Annotated in this window: 16 protein-coding genes; 5 read left to right on the forward strand and 11 right to left on the reverse strand. The window is 43.5% G+C overall.

Going from position 1 to position 25,209, the window contains the following annotated elements; translation table 11 throughout:
- From NH462_RS19260 to NH462_RS19280, 5 genes are all read right to left on the reverse strand, one after another.
- On the reverse strand, window positions 1–822 hold the full coding sequence (locus tag NH462_RS19260; protein ID WP_253107295.1) for a CBS domain-containing protein: 822 nt from the start codon (window positions 820–822) through the stop codon (window positions 1–3).
- A 9-nt stretch (window positions 823–831) separates the two neighbouring features.
- On the reverse strand, window positions 832–1,689 hold the full coding sequence (locus NH462_RS19265; RefSeq protein ID WP_069020487.1) for a mechanosensitive ion channel domain-containing protein: 858 nt from the start codon (window positions 1,687–1,689) through the stop codon (window positions 832–834).
- Between the two features lie 216 nt (window positions 1,690–1,905).
- On the reverse strand, window positions 1,906–2,370 hold the full coding sequence (locus NH462_RS19270; protein ID WP_010369644.1) for a pyridoxamine 5'-phosphate oxidase family protein: 465 nt from the start codon (window positions 2,368–2,370) through the stop codon (window positions 1,906–1,908).
- A 62-nt stretch (window positions 2,371–2,432) separates the two neighbouring features.
- On the reverse strand, window positions 2,433–2,987 hold the full coding sequence (locus tag NH462_RS19275) for a type 1 glutamine amidotransferase domain-containing protein (RefSeq protein WP_010369647.1): 555 nt from the start codon (window positions 2,985–2,987) through the stop codon (window positions 2,433–2,435).
- A 179-nt stretch (window positions 2,988–3,166) separates the two neighbouring features.
- Window positions 3,167–5,170 carry an alpha-amylase family protein gene (locus NH462_RS19280; RefSeq protein ID WP_253107344.1) on the reverse strand — a complete coding sequence of 668 codons (2,004 nt, stop codon included), beginning with the start codon at window positions 5,168–5,170 and terminating at the stop codon, window positions 3,167–3,169.
- A gap of 265 nt (window positions 5,171–5,435) precedes the next feature.
- On the opposite strand from NH462_RS19280, the gene NH462_RS19285 reads away from it, so the two are divergent.
- Both NH462_RS19285 and NH462_RS19290 read left to right on the forward strand, forming a co-directional pair.
- Window positions 5,436–6,395, forward strand: a complete 960-nt coding sequence (locus tag NH462_RS19285; protein ID WP_010369653.1) for an MBL fold metallo-hydrolase — start codon at window positions 5,436–5,438, stop codon at window positions 6,393–6,395.
- Between the two features lie 391 nt (window positions 6,396–6,786).
- Window positions 6,787–13,929: an Ig-like domain-containing protein gene (locus NH462_RS19290; RefSeq protein WP_253107296.1), complete on the forward strand. Its 7,143-nt coding sequence runs from the start codon at window positions 6,787–6,789 to the stop codon at window positions 13,927–13,929.
- 112 nt (window positions 13,930–14,041) lie between these two features.
- Here NH462_RS19290 and NH462_RS19295 read toward each other — a convergent pair whose 3' ends face one another.
- Entirely contained in the window at window positions 14,042–14,776 is a 735-nt protein-coding gene (locus NH462_RS19295; RefSeq protein ID WP_253107297.1) for a transporter substrate-binding domain-containing protein, read from the reverse strand.
- Window positions 14,777–15,073: 297 nt separating this feature from the next.
- Between NH462_RS19295 and NH462_RS19300 the strand changes: the two genes are divergently transcribed.
- Window positions 15,074–17,680, forward strand: coding sequence for an ExeM/NucH family extracellular endonuclease (locus NH462_RS19300; protein WP_253107298.1), 2,607 nt, complete (start codon window positions 15,074–15,076; stop codon window positions 17,678–17,680).
- Between the two features lie 563 nt (window positions 17,681–18,243).
- Here the strand turns inward: NH462_RS19300 and NH462_RS19305 are convergent.
- The 5 genes from NH462_RS19305 to NH462_RS19325 form a co-directional block, all read right to left on the reverse strand.
- Window positions 18,244–18,741, reverse strand: a complete 498-nt coding sequence (locus NH462_RS19305; protein ID WP_253107299.1) for a GrpB family protein — start codon at window positions 18,739–18,741, stop codon at window positions 18,244–18,246.
- A gap of 51 nt (window positions 18,742–18,792) precedes the next feature.
- Entirely contained in the window at window positions 18,793–19,257 is a 465-nt protein-coding gene (locus NH462_RS19310) for a GNAT family N-acetyltransferase (protein WP_253107301.1), read from the reverse strand.
- Between the two features lie 63 nt (window positions 19,258–19,320).
- The gene (locus NH462_RS19315; RefSeq protein ID WP_253107304.1) at window positions 19,321–19,791 is read right to left on the reverse strand and encodes an energy transducer TonB; all 471 of its coding nucleotides are present in this window, start codon (window positions 19,789–19,791) and stop codon (window positions 19,321–19,323) included.
- Window positions 19,792–19,943: 152 nt separating this feature from the next.
- Window positions 19,944–20,471 carry a GNAT family N-acetyltransferase gene (locus NH462_RS19320; RefSeq protein ID WP_253107307.1) on the reverse strand — a complete coding sequence of 176 codons (528 nt, stop codon included), beginning with the start codon at window positions 20,469–20,471 and terminating at the stop codon, window positions 19,944–19,946.
- Window positions 20,472–20,554: 83 nt separating this feature from the next.
- Entirely contained in the window at window positions 20,555–21,688 is a 1,134-nt protein-coding gene (locus tag NH462_RS19325) for an MFS transporter (protein ID WP_253107310.1), read from the reverse strand.
- A 134-nt stretch (window positions 21,689–21,822) separates the two neighbouring features.
- Here NH462_RS19325 and NH462_RS19330 point away from each other — a divergent pair, with 134 nt between their 5' ends.
- Together NH462_RS19330 and NH462_RS19335 are read left to right on the forward strand one after the other, a co-directional pair.
- A complete protein-coding gene (locus tag NH462_RS19330) occupies window positions 21,823–22,710 on the forward strand; it encodes a LysR family transcriptional regulator (protein ID WP_253107312.1) in 888 nt (295 codons plus the stop codon).
- 166 nt (window positions 22,711–22,876) lie between these two features.
- Complete coding sequence (locus NH462_RS19335) at window positions 22,877–25,168, forward strand: InlB B-repeat-containing protein (RefSeq protein ID WP_253107324.1); 2,292 nt, start codon at window positions 22,877–22,879, stop codon at window positions 25,166–25,168.
- Window positions 25,169–25,209: the final 41 nt, after the last annotated feature.

Raw genomic sequence — 25,209 nt, forward strand, 5'->3', positions numbered from 1 at the left:
TTATTTCCCCTTGACCTTAACTGGCACCAATGTATCTAACATACTGGCAAACGAACTGGTGTAGGTATCTAACAAATCTAAAGATTCGCTTGGCTTGTCTTTTGTTTCATCCATTCGACCCAGTGCACTTCTCACCCTGTGATGTGGCAATACCCCAATAAAATCACCACTTCGATTGGCAACTGCAACCTGATCTTGTTGCGCCCAAACGGGCGATTTCAATGCACTATGCAACTCGGTATAACCACTTAGAGAAACGACGTGAGTATCCATTAAATCTGCAATTTTCTGTTGCGGCGCTTTGCGAAGCAAATGAGTTAGTGATAGCTGACCCACCACATGGCGATGCTGGTTTACCACATAAACTAGCGTAAACCCGATATAGTCACGTTTTTTTAAGCGCAGCAGTGACTCCTCAACTGTCATTGTTTCTTCAAGAATTAATACGTCCGTTTCAACCCATGCTCCCACGGTATAATCAGGGTAGCTAATCAACATCTTACAGAGTGTTTGTCGTCTTACTGAGATGAGGTTAAGAAAACGGGCAAGTTCTTCATCCTGTAAATGCCTAAAGATAGCTGCAATATCAGCCAACTTCATTTTGCCAAGCCACCTAGCAATATCCACATCCGTTTGCGTTATCAGAATTTCCGCTGCACTGCGGGGCTGCATGACTTTAAGCACGTTTAAAGCAACTTCATTTGGTAACGTTTTTAGTAACTCGGCAGCTACATCTGGCGTTTGCAAAGAAAGTAAGCGCGCGGCGCCAGCTGGCTCTTCTTGTAAAAAGTGTTGCGCAATTTTGAGGTTTAACGCTGACATAGAGCCTCCCTACTGCTTACTTGAATGGCTGTGTGTCGCGGTAATATGTGCCGATTCTTTTAAAAATTGCCTTGCCGGTATTAGGGTTCTCCCTTTTTGGGTTTCAATCACTAGCATCGTTGCCGTGATTTCGGTGAGCGTACCTGAAACGCCTGCAATTTCAATTTGATCGTTAATTCGACAGTGACGCAGCGCTTGTTTTGCCGCGACGGTATTTGCGATTAGCTCTCGACTCCCAAGACCAAAGGCCAATGCAACTCCTGCACACAATACGCCTGTCAGCACCACCACCATATTGGTCACAAATTGAATATTGATCCCTAATTGCTCAATACCGATTACCGTTGCGGTAAATAGGATAGCGAGTTTGGCTATGTTACCCGCAACTTCGACTCGCGCAAACCCAACTGACTGCGCTCCGGCTCTTGCCATGGCACTGGCCAAATTACCAAGCAGATAACCACCAACGATAATAAATATACCAGCGAGTAGATTTGGTAAGTAACTAAGTAGCGAGGAGATCCAATCACTGAAGAAGTTTAAGCCAAGGCTGGACGTGGCTGCTGCGATAAAAAACATCATCGTGACCCAAAACACGGTTTTCCCTATTAATCGAGCGTGTTTTAGATTTAGCTGAAGCGTTTGTTCAGTTTGCACTCGTTGGCTCAAGCCCGCCAATGCGCGATTGCAAAGCTTAAATAACGAAATAGTCAGTTTGCTCAATAGCCACGCCACTATCCATCCGACGAGCAGCATAAGTGCCGCGCCCAATAGTTGCGGTGTATGAGTAACAAGTTGATTGATTAATTGCTCGTAACTGGCAGATAAGGCCTGTTGCCAATTATCAAAGGTATCCCCGGTGGCCATGTACACTCCTGAATTAGCTGAAACAACTTACTTTTAAATCAATACATTCATTGTTATCACAGTGTTAGCCGTTGTCCAGAGAATTCCCCAAAGTCCTAAATATTTAAACTACCAACAATACATTTGGGAACATTTTCATGTAAGTGGAAGCAATGAAGACGCAAAAACAAGTACCGTCTTTGCGCCCTAGTTGTTTCTTTATATTGGGTGATATAGCTACCTAAAGCGGATGGTTTCTCGCTCACCCATTTCTTCCGGTTCCACATTTTTACCCACGGCTAGTTTTAATAAGCCGCTCAAGTCGGGGCTAACATGCCAAATTTCAGCATCATCCAGTTCAAAACGGAGCATGATAAGCTCGGGGTCATCTTTACCCTTTTCAAACCAGCTCTCGGCCTGTCTTGACCAATGAGCATCAAGTACGTCTTGTCGTGTTTCTTCAATTAAGTGTCCGCGAATACAAGCAAATACATTGTGCCCTTTACTGGAAAATTGTGCTGTTGCTTTGCCACACTTAGCAATACGATTTGTTTTACTGGTAAAAAACCAAAACTCGCCGTTGGCGTCTTTATCCAACTGTGCTCGCATTGGCTCATGGTGGTTATTGTCATCACTCAAACCAATCATCACGTTGGGGCTGCTGTCTAGCGCTTCCCAAAAAGTTTTCTTTATGTCTGACATTATCTTCTCCTTATTTATACCAATTAGCGTCTGCTTGAAACGGCACAAACCCACTCTTTCGATTAATTGATAGTATCTTGTTGCAAAGCCTCAATAATTGCTTCATTAAAAGCATCAAGATCATTTGGATTGCGACTTGTGATCAAGTTGTCGTCTACCGCAACTTTAAGGTCAATCCAGTCTGCGCCTGCATTTTTAAGATCGGTTTTGATACTTGGGAAAGAGGTAAGCGTTTTTCCCTCCACCAACTGGGCTTCGATTAACAGCCAAGGGCCGTGGCATATCGCTGCAATTGGACGCTTATTACCAAACTGTGAAAAGGCTTGAATAAATTTAACCGCCGATTTTTCCTGCCTTAGTCTGTCAGGGTTGAATAACCCGCCAGGTAAAACGAGCCCCGCATATTTACTGGGTTTGGCTTCACCCAAGGTTAAATCAACGGCGACTTTCTCACCCCAATGGTCTTCATCCCAAGCGGTAATATCTCCCTTTTTTAATGAAATGATATCAACGTTAAATCCTGCGCTTTCAAGCGCCTGCTTGGGTTTAATCAGCTCACTTTGTTCGAATCCATCAGTGGCTAAGATCGCGACTGAAATATTGTCTGACTCCGTCATCATTCTCTCCTTCAATACGTTGCTGGTGTAGAGGTAGGTGCGGATACTTATGCAGAATCAATACCATAATATAACCTTATGATATATATAAACATTAAAGATTAATGTATTGATTGGATGTAATCTTTACAGAACTGAGGAATGTAAATCTGGACTAGGTTAGCCCTAGTCCATCTTTATTATAATGAAGAGATAGAGACTGAGTTTGTGCCAAACTCAAACACGTTCAATTTTCCGCATTGAGCAAAGTGATTATTGCTCGTGTATGGCGTGTCTTGTTGGTTAATATCCCCTTCCCAGCCTTGACCATTTTTAACGAATGCTTTTACTTCAAACCAACCGTTGAATGTTTTGCTACAGTCCATTTCTACTTCCAGCAACCAGTAATGTGCTCCCCACTGATTGAGTGACATGACGCCAAAACCATCGCTATCGTAACGCTTTTCCGCGCCCCAGCTAGCAGGCCAAATATTGGTTGTCCAATCCAGCGGACTCCCTTCGGCATCACTAGACTGGCCTGCTTCAGCCGCTAGCCAATCCAGTCTGGTATCAGCCACTTTCCAAGCCGAAGTTGTCATGTTTCGCATGTTCAAATGCTTGATAGGTAAAGAGCAAAGAATAGGATTGGCGCTACAATCAATCCCGCGCTGCAATGCTGCGGCATGATCAAGGCCACCTCGAACGAACATATCCTGGCCAGATTGAGTTTCTGCTTTAATAAAGACTAATGTGCGTTGCCAATCACCAATCTCTGGTGGTGTTGCCAGTTTACTTTGATGATGAATGGCTAAGGCATCCATAGCAGCTAAATTAATTTGTGCGTAACCATTGGTATCAACTTCGATGCTTCTACCCGCGCAGTTTTCTTGGCCAATACTTCCACTTAGCACATCACAATAGGTTCCGGCAGAAAGCCCCGTTTGCAGGCTTTGGACCATACTAGAAGATTCGCGGTTAATGGCGACAAAGCCTAAATCACCTCGAGAAAATGCAATTTGGTTATTACCATTGTCCCACCAATTTGCCACCGTCCAATTGCCATTAGTATGATTTCTAAACTGCATTGCACCTGCAATCATTGGGCGACGATGCTCACACTGCCATAATTGACTGGTGCAATTGAGGTTACCATTTTGATGAACAGGCACCGAAGGGCCACCAGCATCAGTGTCGCCATTAAATTCGTAGCTCGACATCACTTTAGGATAACCATAAGGATATGCCAGCATAAATACATTCGCTAAATCATACAGTTTACCATCATGAAAGGTAACGATGGATCCTGCTCCACCATGGCCGCGTTGGTTGTCATGGTTGTCTGTAAATACCACGGCTTTATAACTTGGCATCATACCCCAAGCTTCGCCAAAGCTTTTTAACCAAGCCAACTTGCCTTGCTTAAATGTCTCGCTCAGTTTAATGCTGTATTTAAACTCGGTGACTAAACCATTTTGATGATATTCCGAAGCAGAAACCGCCTCGCCTCCTTGATCAATCACCTCTTGGAAAACGACCGCTGGTTGATTTAACTTGGCTAACACATCACCAATATCGCTTGCAGGCATGTGCTTGCTTGCATCCAACCTAAACCCTGCCACGCCCAGAGACTGTAAATCGTTCAAAAAGCCCGCGAGGGTATTTTGTACGTAGCTCGCATCGGTGTCTAAATCATGAAGCCCTACGAGTTCGCAGTGCTGTACTCGCCATGCATTATTACCGTAGTCTTCAGGGTTTATTGCACAGGTTTCATGAAAATCTTGTGGACCATAGATAGGATATTGTTTGTTGCCAAAAGTGTTACCCGCAACTCCGGTCCCGCTGCCATGAGCCATGTGGTTTATAACGGCATCAACATAGATATCTACTCCGGCAGATTTACACCTCGCGACCATATCGGCAAATTCGGCTCGACTGCCACTACGACTCGCAATCTCATAACTGACTGGCTGATAACGAGTCCACCATTGATCCCCTGTAATATGCTCATTGGGTGGTGATACTTGCACTGCCGCGTATCCATTTGGCCCCAAAAATGTTTCACATTCCGTAGCAACATCTGGCCAAGACCATTCGAATAAATGAACGAATGTTGTTGGGTCGCCTTCAGCGGCATGTGCTGGTGTAACGCAACTGGATGTTAACAACACTCCCGCTGCAATTTGGTTTAGTTTTATATTTTTCATCATTGCGCCTCTTATTTACACAAGATTAACAATATAGAGTTCCTAGCTAAACAATCTATTGAATACGTATGCATAAGATCATCGATGTTCGACTGCTGAACGATAATTTGAGGCTTTAAAAAGCGAGTTTAATAAGGTGACACGCTTGCTTACACTTTAAGCAGCGTAAGCGCTTGAACTCATTTTGGAGAAAATGTAGTTTCAATTGGTCTTTGAAGTAGACAGCTTCAAGCACTGATATAAATAATAACAATATGGATAAACGATGCTAAATCGAATCAAATCAGGGCTCATGATTGTTGGGCTCTTCTGTGCTCACGTCAGTGCACAATCTCAATCACTTGAGTTAGAAGCCGTTTCGGTCTCAAAGAATGTCTATAGCGTAATATCTCCTTTTTATGGCAGACCAACAGTTGAAAATAAAGGGTGGAATTCAAACAGTCATTTTATTATTACGACTCAAGGTGTGTTAGTGTTCGATTCTGGTTCATCCGAGCACATTGGTAACGCTATTATCGCAGCAATTAAACGTGTAACTGAACAGCCAATTCGCTGGGTAGTCAACTCTCATAGCCATGCCGATCATTGGCTTGGTAATGCCGCTTTTGCAAAGCTCGGTGCAGAGCTTATCTCCACCTCTTTGTCCGCTGAGACGATGAAAAGCGATGGACCGGTTGATGTTAAGGCATTTTTTAATATGACTAAAGGCGCAACTGGTGAGAGCACACTCGTCATCCCTACCTCAATCATTTTACATCAACAAACCCGTACTTTTGGTGATACTGAAGTTGAATTTGTATTCGCCAACGATGGCCATTCGCCAGGTGATGTTATGCTTTGGCTACCCAAACAACGCATTCTAATTGGTGGTGACGTAGTAAACTCCAACTTTATGCCCATCATGACACCTAGAGGTAACATTACCCAGCTCATTTCGGTACTCAAAGAAGTGGAGCAATTAAGCCCTCTCCTCGTACTAACCGGACACGGGGAAAATACCTCGGTGAAATCAGTTTCTAGAGATATTCAATTTTTAACTTATGCCTCGAATGCAGTACATGAAGCACTAGTAAAAGGTACAACGCCAGCAAAGATACAAGAATCATTACAAGCTACATTGCGTACAAAGTTCGGTAAAGCGTATCAAGATTTTGATACCAGTATTTCGTACCTATTGGAAATGATGATTGATAAACAGCGGCTTCAGTTTTCTCCAATAACATAAATATAACAACAGAGGAAATTGATGTAGCTTTGAAAGTAACAACACAGCCAGCCTCCTCTAGTCAAAAATGAACGCCAACCCAATAATTGACATTAACAAAACGAACGATATTAAACCCGACCAATTAATAACTTTATTCATCAAATTACATTGAAATATTGTTAATAAATTTGTTCTATTAAATTTTTACGAAAAAAACAATTGCAAAAATAAAAACAAAAATCCTATAAGTCCCTGCTTTAGGTGACGGTTTTTAATAACTGTCGATACTAGGCTTCAAAACATCAACTACACTCAAATGACATCTTTGTATAAAAAACCCACAAAGATGTCATTCAAAGCAGTTCTATTAATGTTATCAACCTAGTAACTGAAACACTCAGGGGTCACTATGATTACACAGCGCTCACTTTTAAGCCGTGTTCGTAAGATTGTCTCTAACAGCTGCATAGCTGGCAGTATATTTTTCGCCTTAACCTCATCCGCATTTGCACTCGAAAATTGGAAGAAAGTCGAACGACTCACGCCATCAGATGAAGTGACAAATGCTGATGAACTGGTCTTTAAAGTCACGTTTGTTAATGCACATACCGTTGCACCAACTGCCAGTGACTTTACGATACTAGGTGATGAGAAAGACACTGACAACAACACAACTGTTGACACAGGTAGTAAAACAACCGCATCAGTCACACAAGTCACCGTCGACTCGGGTAATAGCTCGATTTACCATGTTACGCTCTCTGGAGGTGACCTTGCCAGCTACAATGGTGTTGTCTCGTTGTTACCGGCGAGTAACCGTATTAAACCTGAAGTATTTGAGGCCTACTATGTTAGTAATGGCACAACGTTGCCTGCTTCAGATAAACTCATGGTATTTGACTACGCCGACCAAACAAGCGAATTGAGTAATGGTAACTTTGGTGCAACTGCAGCAGAAGCCAGAGCGAATGCTGATGCAATGTGCAAAAGTAAATTTATACGCAAGCATAGCCGTTTAAACAATATAATTGATAGTTCAGCGCCAACCGCTGTAAGTAATGGACCCGTCAACGCACACGCAGTTATGTCATTCACTGCATCAGATGATATTGCCAGCCTTGACACCAATTACAGTATGCCTAGTGTCAATGTCTATAATACCGGTGGCACAAAACTGGCAGATACAGATTGGGATGATTTTGTTAATGGAACATTGAGCTCTCTTAACAGTAATGCGCCAGATATATTAGAATCTTCAGGTAACGTTAAATACTTTTGGAGCTTTTCAGAATCCAATGGCACTCTAAGTACCGCAAGCAACTGCTCAGGAGGTACTTCATCCTCAAGTAGCGTCAAAGGAATAGTCAATCAAAATGGCAGCTGGTATGCATTAATTGGTAGTATCCCCTGTAATAACGCTATCAACTTTATCTGTGTTGCATGGCATGAGTCAGCCTATCTAGACGCTAATATCTCCAACACAGCTCCTACAATTAGCAATTTACCAACAAGTTTTACTGTGACAGAAGATGTCGCGACAACGATTGATCTCTCTGCAGTAACGTTAGCTGATGGAGAAGATGACAACTTAACAGTCACCTTAGCGCTGGACAGCGGCACCATCGCAAGCACTGATGGCAATGGTACAGTGAGCAGCGTCACAATAGCTGGAAGTGGTACCGCAAGTATGACATTAAGTGGGTCGGCGGCTGCGCTTAATACCTACCTCGATGTGACGACTAAACTCAACATTACCACGGCAGCAGACGCTACAACGGCGATGACGCTTACGGTTACGCCGAATGATGGTACCGTTGATGGTAGTGCCGCAACCAGCACAGTAAACGTCACGGCAGTCAACGATAAGCCAACCTTTACTTCTACAGCGGTCACTGCATCAACTGAGGATTCAGTATACAAATATTCAGTGACAACTAGCGACCCAGACAAAGACGCAGTCACCGTTTCCGTCTCGGCTAGTACTCCGCTTCCTAGCTGGTTAAGCTTAAACACAAGCACAGAGGCAACGGTGTCGACCCTTGCAGGTCAAAGTTCGGGCTATGCAGATGGTACAGGCACTGCCGCCTCGTTTAAATCGCCGTATGACTTGGTAACCGACAGTAACGGTAACGTGTACGTCGCTGACTATGGTAACCATGTTATCCGTAAAATAACCCCTGAAGGGGTAGTAACGACACTAGCTGGTTCTGGAAGTGCAGGCTCTGACGACGGAACAGGAAGCGCAGCTTCGTTTAACTTCCCCAAAGCCGTTACGCTAGATTCATCTGGTAATGTTTACGTTGCAGATTCTTCTAACAATACTATTCGTAAAGTTACGCCAGCAGGTGTAGTAACGACCTTTGCTGGTAGCGGCACCTACGGTAGCGATGATGGAACGGGTACGGCCGCAACCTTCGCAGCACCAACTGGGATTACTATTGACAGCAACGGGAATCTTTATGTCGTAGAGACAAACCCTCATATTGTTCGTAAAATTACACCTGCAGGCGTCGTAACCACCTTTGCTGGTAGTAAAAATTCGTCAGGATTTACGGACGCAACGGGAACATCTGCAACATTCAACTTCCCTTATAATGGTGGCAGTAATAGCAATAACGACCTATTTATTGCTGACCGCAACAATCACGCTATTCGTAAAGTCACCTCGGCAAGTGTTGTAACCACTTTTGCAGGCACAGGCTCTGCAGGTTCAACAAACGGTACAGGAACGCAAGCAAGCTTTAATAAACCTTATGATGTGGCCGCAGATAGCGCAGATAACCTTTATGTAACCGAGCAAGCTGCACACACCATTCGTAAAATCACCAGTACTGGAGTGGTAACAACCTATGCAGGAAGCGCAGGGGCTTCAGGAAATACCGACGGCCTAGTAAGTGTGGCACGCTTTAGTCAACCCTATGGCATTGCAGTTGACAGTAATGACGTTGTGTATGTTGCAGATACTGGTAACCATCGAATTCGGAAGATATCACCTGCTGAAACGACCTTAACAGGTACACCGACCAACGACGATGTTGGCGATCACTATATTTGTTTAATTGTTTCCGACGGTACTGAGACTAGTGAGCAATGCTTCACCATTACGGTTACAAACGTTAATGATGCGCCCGTTGTCGCAACGAATACGGGTTTAACGCTTGATGTAGGCACAACGATAAACATCACGAATTCTGCTCTGTCTGCAAGCGATGTAGATGATAGCGGTACAGGTTTGACGTATACGATAACCACCTTACCAAGCCACGGAAGCCTCTTTGTAGATGCCAACAGTAATGACAGCTTAGACAGCGGTGAAGCACTCGGCAGCAATGGTACATTCACACAAGCTGATATTGAGAGTGGTAATCTCTTTTATACCCACGACGACTCTCAAAATGCGAGTGATAGTTTTGTCTTTTCATTAGAGGATGGCTTGGAAGACGGTGTTACCGCTATTACCAACCAAACCTTTAGTTTTGTTGTTGTACTAAATAAAGCACCGGTTATTAGCGGTACTCCAGCGGCGACCGTCAACGAAAACGTTGCATATAGTTTTACGCCTACCGCAACTGACGAAGATAACGACACCTTAACATTTAGCATCACCAATAAACCAAGCTGGGCAACCTTTAGCACCTCAACAGGTAGCTTGACGGGAACACCTAGTTATACCGATGCAGGTGCATACAATGGTATTGTTATTACAGTGAGTGATGGCACAGCCAGTGATACCTTGAATTTTGATATTACTGTCGTCAATGTGAACCGCACACCAAATATTAGTGGAACACCAGCGACCAGCGTTAATGAAAATAGTAGTTATAGCTTTACTCCAACCGCCTCTGATCCTGATGGAGATACGCTTACTTTCAGTATTACCAATAAGCCAAGTTGGGCTACTTTCAGTACTAGCACAGGAGCCCTGAGCGGCACACCAAGTTTTACTGATGCTGGTGACTACAACGGTATTGTAGTTACAGTCAGCGATGGCAGCGCAACACAAACGCTGAACTTTAATATTAATGTTGTAAATGTAAACCGTTCCCCCTCAATTAGTGGTACTCCGTCTGCTTCGGTACTTGAAGGTGGTGTTTATAATTTCACACCAACGGCAAGCGACCCTGATAATGACAACCTGAGCTTCTCCATTACTAATCAGCCGGGTTGGGCATCATTTAGCTCGACGACAGGAGCACTAACAGGAACTCCAGACTTCGATCAGTCGGGTACTTACAGCGGTATAGTTATTACGGTAAGTGATGGTAGTGCCACTCAAAACCTGACATTTTCTATCACCGTAAACGATGTGAATCGAGCTCCTACAATAAGTGGAACACCTCCTCCCACGGTAAATGAAGGAGTAAGTTATAGCTTCACTCCAATCGCTTCCGATGACGATAATGACAATCTTACCTTTAGCATTGCCAATGCGCCTGATTGGGCAACATTCAGTAGTACAACGGGTACACTAGCTGGTACTCCAACCTTTAATGATGGTGGCGAGCAATACAACATCACAATTCGTGTTAGCGATGGTATTGAAGGTGCAAACCTTAACTTCTCGCTAAGTGTGGTCAACATCAATCGCTTGCCAACTATCAGTGGTACACCTGGTGTGAAAGTCACTGTCGGGGAAAACTATAGTTTTATACCCGCAGCAACAGATGAAGATGAGGACACGCTAAACTTTACAATCACGAATAAGCCAAGCTGGGCAATATTCTCAGCATCAACCGGCGAACTATCTGGTACACCATCAGAGACAGATATTGGTACGACTAGCGGTATTCAAATAAGCGTTAGTGATGGCACTGACAATGCGAGTTTACCAGCTTTTAACCTTGAAGTGGTTGCTGAAAACACAGCGCCAACGGGTGAGAACCTCTCGCTCAGCGTTAAAGAAGATACCTCTTTGACTATTCTGCCGACATTACAAGATGCTGAAGATGATACCTTAACGCTGACAATTGGTAGTCAGTCGACAAATGGTTCATTAACCAGCAGTGGTACAGGCTGGGTATATCAACCAGAAGCCGACTTCAATGGGGACGATAGCTTTACCTATTCAGTAAGCGATGGAGAGCTGCAAAGTGATAGCTATACCGTTACATTAACTATCACAGCTGTAAATGATTTGCCTATTGCCAATAACGATAACTTCCAACTTGATGGTAGTGCCAACAATACGTTCACCCTGAATGTGTTAGCCAATGATACCGATGTTGATGGTGATACCCTTATTATTGAAGGCGTCAAGGCAAGTTTAGGCAGCGCAAGCGTAGTCGACAATGCACTACAGTACACCGCTCCAAGTAACTTCGCAGGCGCTGTTACTCTGAATTACGCTATTCGTGATGGTCATGGTGGTCGAGCTAAAGCAAGTGCGCTGTTAGAAATAAGTGGTGCAGTCAATGGTGAACCTCCTGTTGTCACCGCCCCTGCCGATCTAGAAGTTAATGCTTCGGGCCTATTCACCAAAGTGAACTTGGGTACTGCGACAGCACTCAATAGCAGCGGTGAGCCTTTACCCGTTACGCTAACAGAAGGTAAAACCATTTTTGCACCGGGAGTACATAACGTCTACTGGCAAGCAACAGATGCAAACGGTAATTTAGGAACCGATCAACAGCTGTTGAGAGTTAATCCGCTAGTGTCGTTGAGTAAAGATAGAACCATTGCTGAAGGCGCTAAGATAGACATTCAAGTGCTACTAAATGGCCCTGCTCCACAATATCCAGTAACAGTCGATTATACCGTAACAGGTAGCGCAATATCTGGTGTGGATCATGACTTGAGTAGCGGATCGGTGACGATAAACTCGGGCACGAAAGCCAACATTTCAATTCAAACTGTTGCAGATGGGGAGTTTGAGGGAGATGAAACGATCACGGTCAGCTTGAATAGCGGTGTTAATCTTGGTGCAAAACGGGAAACCACTATTACTGTGAGTGAACAAAATATTGCGCCTGAAGTCTCGCTAGTTGTGACTCAGAATGACCAAAACAGGCTAACCGTTAGCCAAGATGAAGGAACTGTATCTGTCGTTGCAACGGTAAGTGATCCAAATGTTGGTGATACTGTGGCGAGCACATGGAAAGTAACGGGCATGACTTCCGATCAATATACGGAAGATACACTGCAACTGAGCTTTAACCCGCAGGATCTACAACCAGGCACTTACAAGGTGACACACACAGCAACAGACTCAAGTAGTGCACAAGATAGTGATAGCGTATTTATCCAAGTGACCCAATCATTGCAGCAATTATCTGATACGGAAGATACCGATGGCGATCTCATCCCTGACAGCCAAGAAGGTTATGCCGATGACGACGGTGACGGGATCCCTGATTTCCAAGATGCAATCACCGAGTGTAATGTTATGCCTCAAGAAGTGGTTACACAGGATGGCTTCTTAGTTGAAGGTAACCCTGGAGTCTGTTTACGTAAGGGCGAGTTTACCGCGAGCGGTGAAACTGGTGGGCTACTGATGACAGATGACGAGGGTAACTCACAACTGGGCAGCGATGATGACGCGCAAATCACTGGCGGCTTGTTTGACTTTATCGCTTATGGATTACCTAAAGCAGGTCAAGTGTATCAACTAGTGATGCCACAACGCTTACCTATCCCAAGAGATGCCGTTTATCGTAAGTTTAAAGCGTCATCAGGCCTTTGGGTGAACTTTGTGGAAGACGCAAATAACCTTGTCTTTAGTGCAGAAGGTGAACCTGGCATTTGTCCTCCTCCAGGAGATGAGAATTGGTCATCAGGACTGACTGAAGGTCATTGGTGTGTGCAACTTCAGATAGAAGATGGGGGTATCAATGATGACGATGGTGAAGCAAATGGCAGTATCGTAGACCCAGGTGGTGTGGGTGTACTACTCTCAAATAATCAGATGCCTGTAGCCCTAGACGATACAATTAGTATGAAGTGGAACACCAATATTACTATTGACGTTTTAGCGAATGACACTGATGCTGATGGAGATATGCTTACCATAGCAAATGCGTCAGCCAGTTTTGGCGAAGTACAGATCAATTCAGATAATACCCTGTATTACACACCAAACGCAGGCTATGTAGGAGTTGATACTTTGAATTACGCCATAACTGATGGTAATGGAGGAACCGCAGGAGCGAGCGTAGTAATTACTGTAGTTGCCAATACGGCTCCCATAACGGTTTCCGATGTTGCAACGGTTGTTTCAGGAAAGCCAATTACCATTAATGTGCTAGCAAACGACAGTGATAGCGATGGCGATACGCTGCAAGTAACTGAAGCAACAGCACAGCACGGTAGTGTCGCAGTTAATGCCGATTACAGCTTAACCTATAAGTCAAATGCTGGGTTTGTTGGCAGTGAAACCGTTACCTACACAATCACAGATGGTGAGGCAAGTGTCCAAGGTAGTGTGAATATTACTGTCAACAAAGCACCTACCGATACCGTCACGAACAAGAGTGATGGCGGTAGTATGCCATTATGGTTGATTTGGGTCTGTCTGGCACTTGCTGTAGTTCGCCGTTGGCAAGCTACTACGCGTTAACCACCTTAACAGGTTAACAACCTAACGATAGGGGGTAATGGAGTTAAGCTTCATTACCCCCTTCTTTTTGCGATAAAACACAGTGCTAACAGAAGCGAGTATGCTCGGTTATTCACTCATCTAATTGATACTTTTTAAGTGTTGCCTGATAAATACCATTCGTCTTAAGTTGTATCAAACCCTTATTGAACACCTCAATTATTGCTATTGCATTCGGATGAGATTTGCTAACGCCAATATGAAGCGGCCATTGTGCTATGGTCGGTTGATGTACTTTGAAGCTGCGAAATTCAGCGTGTTGAGATTGTAAATACACAAAAGCAAGCTCGTCGCTAACTACAGCATCTACTCGCGCTTTATTGAGAAGCGACAGACAGGAAGTCAAGTTTGTGAGCTTTTCTAGGCGAATTTGTGGGATCTGAGCGAGTGCAATTTCAGAACGAAAGCCCCGGATAGCACATACGCTTAGTCCTTTAAGATCGTCCAACTCTTTAAAATGAATGGTTGGCTCCGTACGTGAAATGAGTACCAGCCGATTACTGTAATAAGCTTTACTAAAAATAAAGCGTTCATCGCGACTTTCAGAACGCCATAAAGCGGGGATCATATCGACCTGCCCTTTCTCAACCATTCGCATGGCACGACTGAATGGCATAATGAGCATTTCAAAATCTTGATTCTCGGCCTTAAATGCCGCGCGAACTAAATCAACAGTAAAACCGGAATATTCGTTAATGACGTAGGGAGGCCAAACATTATGTGCTCCCACTATGGCATCATTTGCCGATGATGTGCATGACAGGGCAATAAACAGAAGGCATGACTGTTTTACACTCTTTATCGCCATGTTTACGCACTCCCGCCTTCACTTTCAAACTAAGTTGACTGGCAACTTTGCTACAAATACTTGCTCCGATCCTAATTGAGTATAGCGCAACCGTTGCATCTCGAAATATACACATAATTGCTCACAGGCAACGTTTGAATATGGCATAAAATTCAACGACTTTTGTCCTTCAACACACAATTTAGTGTAAACCAATGTAAACAAACAGTGAAGTTTAATTGAATTGTCATCAATAGCGCTTAAAATACTGCGTCCGAATAAAAATTTGGATAATTCTAATACACGGGAAAATAAAAAATGATTAAAAAATCTATCCTAGCTTCAGCTATTGCATTAGCTTGCCTAAATGCACAAGCAGAGGTGATTATCTCTGAGTATGTTGAAGGTAGCAGTTATAACAAAGCCGTTGAGCTCTACAATGGTAGTGATGAAGCTGTCAATCTAACTGGTTACTCAGTCAACTTTTTCTTTAATGGCGCAACAGAAGCTCGCACGAATATAGAACTAAGTGGTGAACTTGCGGCTAAATCAACTTATGTTATTGCTCATGCTGAATCCGCAGCAGAGATCATCGCAAAGGCACAGTTAACAAACACAAGTAGCTGGTTTAATGGTGATGACGCCGTTACGCTTACGCTCAATGGTGCAGTTGTTGATAGCCTAGGTCAGGTTGGTGTCGACCCAGGTAGTGAATGGATTGATGGCGATATTAGAACAAAAGATAAAACGCTTGTCAGAGATCCTGCAATAACCACTGGCCGCACCGATGCAACTTCTGCATTTGTTGGCGCTGGGCAATGGCTTGCACTTGCTAAAGACGATTTTAGCAACCTAGGTATCCACATTAATGGCGGTGACGTACCTGAGCCAGAGCCTGTTATCTGTGGCGAAAATAATACCTTGATCAGTGCTATTCAGGGCGCAGGCGATGCAAGTCCATTGGCTGGAGAAACGGTTGAAATTCAAGCTGTTGTCACTGCAAGTATGCAATCAGATGACGGACTTGGCGGCTTCTTCATTCAAGAAGAAAGCACTGACTATGATGCTGATAGTAATACGTCCGAAGGTATTTTTGTCGTATATACTGCAACACCAGTAAGCACAGGCGATGTGGTTAAATTACGTGGTAAAGTTGAAGAGAAGTATGGTCAAACTCAACTCATTAACGTCGACGCAATTGAGCTATGCGGTTCTGCAACAGCTTCAGCGACTACCGTTACTTTACCTGCAGAGAATGGCCTTGAAGCCTACGAAGGCATGTTGGTTTCGATTTCAAATGAGTTGGTCGTTAACGATACATACGGACTTGCGCGCTACGGCGAAGTACGCTTAGGTACTGAACGTTTGTACCAAAGCACTCAAGTAGCAACGCCTGGTGATGCAGCAAACCAGCTAGAAGCTGAGAACAAGCGCAAAGAAATTTTACTTGATGATGGTTCATCAGTACAAAACCCTGACGTTATTCCTTATCCATCACCCACACTAGATGCCTATAACACCTTACGACTGGGCGATTCCGTGACGGGCCTTGAGGGTGTCATGGGATATGGTTATAGCCAATACCGTATTCACCCAACAACAACACCAAACTTTGTTCATACTAATCTACGTACAGAAGCACCTCAAGTAGAAGTGCGTGGAGATTTACGTATTGCTAGCTTCAACGTATTAAACTACTTCAATGGTGACGGTCAAGGTGCAGGTTTCCCAACGTCACGAGGAGCTGACAATCTTGAAGAGTTTGAACGCCAAAAAGCAAAAACGATTGCTGCAATTTCGGCGCTCGATGCCGATATTATCGGTCTGCTAGAAGTAGAGAACGATGGCTTTGATGAGTTTAGTGCGATTGCCGACCTCGTTAACGCTTTAAATGCAGCAGACTCTGCTAATACTTACGCATTTGTAAACCTAAATGTTGACCAAGTGGGTGGGGATGCAATTACATCCGGTATCATCTATCGTAGTAACAAAGTAGCTGAAGTAGGCACGCCTGCATTTACCGAAGCCGTACCATTTGATTACGGTAACCGTCCTCCTGTCGTACAAACTTTCAAAGAGGCAAACGGCGAAGAAATCTTCACTGTGGTAATGGCTCACTTACGCTCTAAAGGCAGTTGTTCAAAAGCTGAGGGCTTAGATCAAGACCAAAATGACGGTCAAGGTTGTTGGAACCAAACTCGAGTCACAGCGGTTAATACCCTAGCAACTTGGCTTGGTACAAATCCGACAGGAGTTGCAGAAGATGATGTGATTATTCTGGGTGACATGAATGCGTACGCTCAGGAAGATCCAATCAACACCTATGTCGAGAATGGTTATGCCAACATCAAGCAAACGCTTCATGGTAATAGCTTAGATTATTCATACGTGTATCAAGGACGTATCGGTAGCCTAGATCACGCCTTTGCTTCAAACACAATGATGGAAAAAGTAAAGTCAGTAACGGATTGGCATATCAATGCTGATGAGCCCGTCGCGCTAGACTACAACACTGAGTACAAGTCAGATACTCACAAAGCAAGTCTTTACGCAACACACGCTTATCGCGCATCGGATCATGACCCTGTGGTTATCGACCTTAACCTTGTTAAAGAGCCGACGATTATTGAAGGCGAGTTTACAGGTCTTGCAGGTTGGTTCTGGTGGCAACATCGCTCAATTGAGCTACCAGCGGGCTTTGATAAACTAGAAGTATCAATCACAGGTCAAGGCGAAGCAGACCTATATGTGCGCCATAAGAAAATGCCAAACTTCTTCAAGTACGACTGTCGTCCATACCTTTGGGGGAGTGAAGAAAGCTGTGTATTTGACGAGCCAGCAGAAGGTAAATGGAATTTCCGCCTGCGCGGCCTATTCCCTTACTACAATGTAACTATCAAATACAAAGCGACAAAAGCGAATTAAAGTAATAACCATGGTAAAGGGAAGCAATTAGCTTCCCTTTCTTTTAAGATTAATTAACCTGAGGTTTGGATAAGGAATGTTCCAACTCATTGTTGCTAAAGCACAACTTAGTTTTTTCCTTGTCTAGCCAGAGAGTTTTAGGGAAAACAAGGCGAATTTACGCACCAATAGCTGGCTATTGGAAGTGAATTCAACGCAGTTAGCGCTAAAACTGGCTGCTAGAAAGGCATTAATTATCCGCAGTTTAGGTTAATTAGCATAAACCTATTTTTGTGCAGGTCTGCGTGCGTATAGGGCATTCTTGTGCGTTAGTGATCAATGGGGGCTGGATTGTTGTGTCACCACCGGCAATCATCGGTGTATATTTGTTATTAAGTGTCTTACTATTTACCGAAAGTTCTACAAGTTTACTTTTCTTGAGCTTAATTTTCATATTTATATTCCTTATCAATGATTTTTTGATTTGCCAATCGACTTAAATAACTCATTCAAGAGACTGGTACTTTGAAGCTATCAGTTTACTCACGCTTGGTAAAGTAACACGGGGTGAATTTCAATCATCGTTAAGCTAATACCCGGCTAATAAACGGCCACTTTTGTTGAGTATATTGCTCGCGGTCATCTTTGTATTCTTGTGCTAATGTCTGCTTTAACGCACAGTACTCAGCTCTTAAATCTGATGATGCTCTTAATTTATCCCTAAAAGAAATACGCTCTTGCCAAAGTAGGCTGTTGAAAGGAACAAGGTGTAAGTGATGGGTTCTAAACTCAGGCCTTGGTTTGCAAAACCAGTGCATTACGTCAGCTTTATAGGGGTAATAACAATAACCGTGTTGAGTAAGGACTTTGATAGCTTCTTTTGACGCTTCTAGTGACTTAACACCCACCATAATATCTATCACCGGCTTAGCAACCATACCAACCACCGCTGTACTACCCACATGCTCAATACCACCTTCAACCCAGGGGCAAAGCAAAGGCGCTAATCTTAGCTTTTCATCTTGGAACATCCGTTGCCAATCTTGATTATATTTAGAAAGTGAAATAGCTTGGTCTGCCATTGAAAGGAAGCACCTGTATTTGCTCTAAGTTTGGTTTGGAACAGTATACAGCTAAAGCAAAGCTTTGCTCATCACCACCACATCAACGCCTCGGTAATTGACGTTTTCGAGCGGTTGCCAGCCGAGTTTCCGATAAAGTCCACCTTCTGGATGTTCCGTTTGTAAATATAACGTTTTGACACCGAATTTAATGGCTAGTCGCTCTGCTTCTTTTACTAAGCATGACGCCAACTGCTTTCCACGATAGGGCTTGTCCACATATACACCACCAATCCAGTGCTCTTTATCTGTGTAGATACTCATTTCATGAAATTTAAGCTGCACGGCTCCTGCGATTGTGTCGCCATCCAGCGCAACGATTACACAAGGAATGGCGGACTCGTTAAGATAGTCTAAAAGCTTTTGCTCAAAACGCTCTACAGAAGCCTCTTCAACAATGCTCCCCCACTCGTCAAAGTACCACTTAGCAATAATTGGTATCAGCGCTTTGTGCTGTGCTAAAAGTTCAAATTCCATTTTAATTGCCTCAAATCATAAAAGCGCGGATACGTTCGCGCGCTGTGCAGTAAAACGCTACGCTTAACGCCCCGGAATGGAGGTGAATTTACAGTTTCGCTTTGCTTCATCCAAATTTTTTTGCCCTTGAATTACAAAATAATCAAGCTTCGCATCGATTAATATAGCCTGACGCGCAGGGTTGTTATCATCGGGGATCCAACGCCACTTTTTAATAGCCTGAAGTGCGCTGATATCAAAAACGCCCTCGGGATAACTGCTGGTGATTTTATAGCTTCCCACTCTCCCATCTGGGGTTATACCTAACGTCAAAGAAACACATCCCGATATCCCATCTTTGGCCGCCTCTATTGGATATATGGGTTCTATCCGGCGTTTTTGAATCCAATAGCCATCCGCTTGAGTTTTGATGGGTAAATGTCGCATATCTACATAGCGAATATGTTTTAGCTCTTCAGCTGTTAACGGTACAGAAGTGTTACTAGTTTGACATCCAGAGAGTAACAGCAACGCCAGGAAGGTTATTCTTTTCATGTCACGTTTAGTCCTTTAAAATCAAGCACTGTAATTAGTTCCCTTTTACAGGTCAAGCTTCATAAACTAAAGTTAATTTCTATTTAACTGGAAGTTTAGATAAGGAGAGAGCCAACTCATTGTTTTAAAATCACTTTTAATCATTTTCTTATCTAGCAACTCTGACTATTTAATTGATAGACATAGATATCATGCTTTTCACCGCCTATATCCAAAAAGGCTTTTAGACGGTTTTTGCGTTTCATCCCTAGCTTCAGCATCAACCGCTGCGATTGCAGATTCTCAACGGCGCATATGGCCTGAATGGTATCGACAGAGCACTGTTGAAAAGCCGCCTCTATCAGCGCCGCAGCAGCCTCATAGCCGTAGCCGCAACCAATTTCATCCTCCGCTAATCGAAATCCAATTTCACCAACCTTTTTCTCTTCGTCGACATATTTAAAAACTAGCTCGCCAATCAGTTTTCCTTTTTGTTTGTTCACTATAGCCAAGATCAAGCGCTCATCGACCGCACCTTTCCAAGGTTGGCAAGCTTGAATTAGCCTCTCTTTTGCCGACTCGAGTGTGGCAGGCGCACCGATATATTTTGACGTATTTGGGTTTTTCCGATGGCTGTAAACCGCATCTAAGTCATCCATTGTCATTCGCCTTATGGATAAACGTTCTGTTTCAAGCTGCATTGTTATTTTTCCCTACCCTAAGATCACATACATAGCCACCAGTCTCATAGATGAACGCTATGTCGCAGAAGCGCTGCATTCTATTACTCTTTACAAATCGGCATAAGGACAGTGCGTAAATGCCGCCAAGTTATAAACAGTAACAGTGCACAACCAAAAACGAGTGCCGCGAGTGACTCAACGCCACTCAGTAGCCATCTGTTGACCAACCATGCCACGCAAGAAAAAAATAACAGCTCAACCGCGCCGACTAGCGCATTTGCTGTTCCTGCTTTCTCTGGATGTAACACGCCAATAAGGTGCATGTAGCTTGGAAAATAAGCGCCAAATACAAACATAATCGCAGCATAAGCAAGCAAAACAGCAAGCGCACTACCACTTGCAAATAGCAGCAATAACACGCTGACAACGAGCGCCGGCCAAGTCCAAATCACGATATCCAAATAAGTGCGCTTGCGCTGCAATACCTTAGTTAATATTGACCCTATGAGTAAACCAAACATGGGGATCATCATCGCCTGACCTATTGCGTTGGCTTCCAAGCCAAACTGCCGTGCCAATAAAAACGGCAGATACAGTTGAATGGTGAGATACAAAAAAGTAGGCAACCATTTGAGCGACGCGAGGGAAATAAACGAGCGATTTAGCAATAGATTTTGATATTCATTAAAGAGCGCTTTTGGCCGTAACGACATAGTAATTTTACTGCTCTGCTGCATAGTTTTATAGCCATAAACCAGTATCAAAATATAATAAGCAAACGCAAACCATGACATCCCCTGCCACCCTACCCAGCCAGATAAAACACCAGCTAAAAAAGGGCTACAAATAGCAGTAATACTCACCGACATTGATAACGTCGCCATCGCGCTTTTAAGTTCTCTACCTGATAATCTTGCAGCAAGAAGCGTTCTACCAATTAACACCGGCGACGCAGCACCAATGCCTTGCAACACTCGACCGATAAAAAATACCTCGGCGCTAGATGCAATAGAACAAAAAACCGTCCCTAACAGCAAAATACCCAGCCCACTAAAAAATAAAGGTCTATCACCAAACTTATCTCGTAGCGGCCCAACCAGCAGTTGCGCAGCTCCTAGTGTAGTGAAATAGCTAATTACTGCTGCTTGTCCTTGACTAGGCGTAAGCTGTAAAGAATCCGTGATATTAGGTAAAACAGGGATGTAGATTTGGCTTGCGATCTGAGAGCAAGACATCAGCAAAACAGCTAAAAACACAACTTGAAACACGTCAGCCCCTCTTAACTTAATAAAGGGTAATTTTACTGAGCTTTTAATATCCAAAAAACAAGGTAATAATAAAAACACTTATTCCCATCAGGAAACAATTAATGGATTGGTTAACTGGAGTGCGTAGTTTTAGCAAAGTTGTAGAGTTTGGCAGTTTTACTCGTGCCGCAGATGAAGAGGGGGTTTCAGCGTCTGCAGTGAGCAAGCGAATTGACTGGCTAGAACAACAACTTGGCTTAACGCTATTTATTCGCACTACTCGCCAAGTCAATCTCACTGAGGCTGGGGAGCACTTCTTACCGAAGGCTTCTCTATGGCTTGCGCAGTTTGAGTGTTTAACTGATCACGGACAAGCACTGAATCAAGCGCCATCTGGTAGCTTAAAAATCGCTTCAACACTCGCGGTAGGCAGCACCATTTTAATGCCAAATATCGCCTCATTTTTAGCCAGATATCCTAAATTAAAAATTCATCTTAATGTCATCGCCCCTGGTGCACATCCAGATCTTACTCACGATTTAGTGATCACACGCTACTATGAAGCTTTTGACTCAGCCTCTCATAAAGGCAGCAGACTTATTGATTACCAAATGCAGATCTTTGGTGCTCCTCACTATCTCAAACAGCATAAATCTATCAAGTCCCTTGATGATCTGCGCCAACATAAAATGTTGTTAAGTAGTTATTATCATAAGCTAGGCGGGATTATTTTAGAAAATGGCGATGTCTTCCAGTTTGACAACTATAACTTTGTCTCTGATCAACTCGACGCTATGCTGACAGCAGCAGTACAAGGTTTGGGACTGGTATTTATTGCGCCTAGCTATGTGAAAAGGGAGCTCGACCAAAGTTTACTCATACCTGTATTACCTGAAGTAAAATCCGAAACAAAACAATTATGGGCGTATTACCCCAAGACAAACTACACCCCCTATAAAACCCAACTTTTTATCGAACACCTTAAAAATCACCTTAACTCAACAAAGTAGAGAAGATTGGCTTTCACATATGTTCACAATTTAAGTACAAAAAATCCTCTAAAGATTTAGAGCCATATGGTAATTTAGGGTGTTTACTCAATTTTGTAGTGCTAAAAGGTACTAACCGAGCATTTCGCTAAATAGTGCTATACACAATGACTTTAAAGGACTAACAATGAGTTTTAATCTCTTTAAGAAAACCACACTGGCAACGCTAGTCTCTGGGCTAGTAGCAATGAATGCGCAAGCGAGCCAACCGCTTAGTTTAGATACCATCACTAACCCAAAAATAGATTGTGATACAAAAATTGAATTACTAATGGCAAATGCTGAAAATGGCAAAAGTGACAATTTATTGCCCGCCGAGTCTATGTTGGATGTACTCAATACCCACTGCTTCCAAGAACAAAAAACTACAACTGAAACCGAACGAACCCCACCAGAGTTAAGATCAATCCACTTGACCTCCAACTCAGTTAACGTCAACGACGGTGACAAAACCGTTGATATTACATTAAGGTTTTATGATGAAAGCGGTGTAAAAGGCACACGCGTTTATTTATCGCCTCCGACAGGATTTAGTTGGGGTGACAATAAATCAGCTGCCGCCGCGAATTGGCAGAAAACAGACGAGCCGGGGGTTTACGAAAGTAAGGTCAGTTTCACTTTTACCGATGCCGACGTTAATGGTAAATGGTTTTTAACCCTAGGTCATATACTTGACGTAAACAACGCTGTCCGATTTTGGCTACGCGAGAGTGAAATTGAAGCTGCGGGCTTTAACCCACATATCATCGTCGCGAATGATAAAGTCTCTGAGGGCGTTAACCCTGAAATAAAATCTATTACGATTTCAGACACTGAAGTTAATGTAAATACAGGCGATAAAACGGTTAATATAGCCGTAGAAGCTTATGACCAATCAACAATGTCTAAAGGTGTAATTAGGGTTTCGCCACCTAGCCAGTATAAATCACTTGCGATAAAACAGGCTGAGTCATCTGATTGGCAAGAAACGGATGTCGAAGGAGTTTATCGTTCGAATTACTCTTTTACCTTTACCAATAAAGATCTACCAGGTGAATGGTTTGTTGCCTCTGCGATGCTCACTGATAGCAATGGAAATATGGGCGCTTACAATCGAGGCCACTTTAATCAGCTCGGTCTACCTTCCGTTATTACGGTTAAAAATCAAACCGAACTAGATATTGTGCCACCAAGTATCGACCATATTGCTTTCTCATCAAACCAGCTAAACTCAACGAATGGTGAGCAAAACGTTACTTTAACCGTCACGGCTTCAGATATATCTGGCATCGCCAAAGGTTACTATTCTCTCAGGGCACCGGAAGGCTCCGAGGCAAAAGATAAACTCTTCACCATAGAACAGTGGCAACAAGGCAGTGATCAGAATGCGTTTGTTGGCACTACAAGCCTAAATTTCAGCAATGATGACTTGCAAAAAGGTCAAGGTGTCTGGCAGTTAGATGCCAACATTCAAATAGATTCTGCTGGCATTTATAGCCAAGGAGCGAAAGCCCGAGAATTAACAACGTTAGGCGCCACGCCTTATATCTTTGTTGATGAAGAGCAGATCAGTGAAATCTCAGTGAAGAATATAACGGGAGCAACACAGGTAAAAACCGGAGTAAGCAACCAAGTTACGCTGGAAATAACTGAAAACACATTGTCCAGTTTACCACGCCTATTTGATCTTTACCTCGATGCTGACACCGCAATCAAATTGGATTTCCATTCTATAGATCAAGGATATACAGTTAACTGCATCGACCAGAGTAACAGTCGCTTATGTAGTTTTTCTGGCGCATCTGATATTAAGTCAGTCCAAGTTTCGTTTACTGTAACGCCTAGCGAAGCTGGCGTGTTCGCACCCACTGTTCGCTTTTCGTCAGAAGCCCCTGAATTAGACTACACAGACAACAAAGTCGCATTTCAGGTAACAGGCTATGAACCACAGCAATTTAGTGTCGTGTTTAAGAACTGGGATGGAAGCGTGCTTTCTACTCAAACTATTGAAGAAAATAGTGCAGCAACGGCTCCTCAAGTTCCGCCCCGAGAAGGTTATACATTTACTGGCTGGAATACAGACTTTAATGATGTCAATCAAGATCTTACCATTACGGCACAATTTGAGATTAACAAGTATCAAGTGAAGTTTGTGGATTGGAATGACACCGTCATCAAAGCAGCAGAAGTTGCTCATGGACAAGCAGCAACGCCGCCCACTGAGCCAAAACGAGATGGTTATACATTTACCGGTTGGGATCTAGCTTTTGACCAAGTCACCAGTGAGCTGGTTGTAAAAGCACAGTACAAAGCGAACTCAACGCCAACGACGACCGATAAGGAAGATAAAGGCGGTTCAGGTGGTGCGTTCGGCTACTTGTTTATTCTACTGAGTAGCGTCATGGTTGCAATTAGACGCAGAACATTACGCTCGCGCTAACTGGAAAACATCTTAAGGGAAGAATAGACTCAACCAAGTAG

The sequence above is a fragment of the Pseudoalteromonas sp. OANN1 genome, assembly GCF_024124685.1.
GTDB lineage: Bacteria > Pseudomonadota > Gammaproteobacteria > Enterobacterales > Alteromonadaceae > Pseudoalteromonas > Pseudoalteromonas piscicida.

Bases quoted from the DNA above. Each gene is read 5' to 3' on its own strand.
- NH462_RS19260 (WP_253107295.1), bottom strand. From the start codon at position 822: ATGTCAGCGTTAAACCTCAAAATTGCGCAACACTTTTTACAAGAAGAG.
- NH462_RS19265 (WP_069020487.1), bottom strand. From the start codon at position 1,689: ATGGCCACCGGGGATACCTTTGATAATTGGCAACAGGCCTTATCTGCC.
- NH462_RS19270 (WP_010369644.1), bottom strand. From the start codon at position 2,370: ATGTCAGACATAAAGAAAACTTTTTGGGAAGCGCTAGACAGCAGCCCC.
- NH462_RS19275 (WP_010369647.1), bottom strand. From the start codon at position 2,987: ATGACGGAGTCAGACAATATTTCAGTCGCGATCTTAGCCACTGATGGA.
- NH462_RS19280 (WP_253107344.1), bottom strand. From the start codon at position 5,170: ATGAAAAATATAAAACTAAACCAAATTGCAGCGGGAGTGTTGTTAACA.
- NH462_RS19285 (WP_010369653.1), top strand. From the start codon at position 5,436: ATGCTAAATCGAATCAAATCAGGGCTCATGATTGTTGGGCTCTTCTGT.
- NH462_RS19290 (WP_253107296.1), top strand. From the start codon at position 6,787: ATGATTACACAGCGCTCACTTTTAAGCCGTGTTCGTAAGATTGTCTCT.
- NH462_RS19295 (WP_253107297.1), bottom strand. From the start codon at position 14,776: ATGGCGATAAAGAGTGTAAAACAGTCATGCCTTCTGTTTATTGCCCTG.
- NH462_RS19300 (WP_253107298.1), top strand. From the start codon at position 15,074: ATGATTAAAAAATCTATCCTAGCTTCAGCTATTGCATTAGCTTGCCTA.
- NH462_RS19305 (WP_253107299.1), bottom strand. From the start codon at position 18,741: ATGGCAGACCAAGCTATTTCACTTTCTAAATATAATCAAGATTGGCAA.
- NH462_RS19310 (WP_253107301.1), bottom strand. From the start codon at position 19,257: ATGGAATTTGAACTTTTAGCACAGCACAAAGCGCTGATACCAATTATT.
- NH462_RS19315 (WP_253107304.1), bottom strand. From the start codon at position 19,791: ATGAAAAGAATAACCTTCCTGGCGTTGCTGTTACTCTCTGGATGTCAA.
- NH462_RS19320 (WP_253107307.1), bottom strand. From the start codon at position 20,471: ATGCAGCTTGAAACAGAACGTTTATCCATAAGGCGAATGACAATGGAT.
- NH462_RS19325 (WP_253107310.1), bottom strand. From the start codon at position 21,688: ATGTCTTGCTCTCAGATCGCAAGCCAAATCTACATCCCTGTTTTACCT.
- NH462_RS19330 (WP_253107312.1), top strand. From the start codon at position 21,823: ATGGATTGGTTAACTGGAGTGCGTAGTTTTAGCAAAGTTGTAGAGTTT.
- NH462_RS19335 (WP_253107324.1), top strand. From the start codon at position 22,877: ATGAGTTTTAATCTCTTTAAGAAAACCACACTGGCAACGCTAGTCTCT.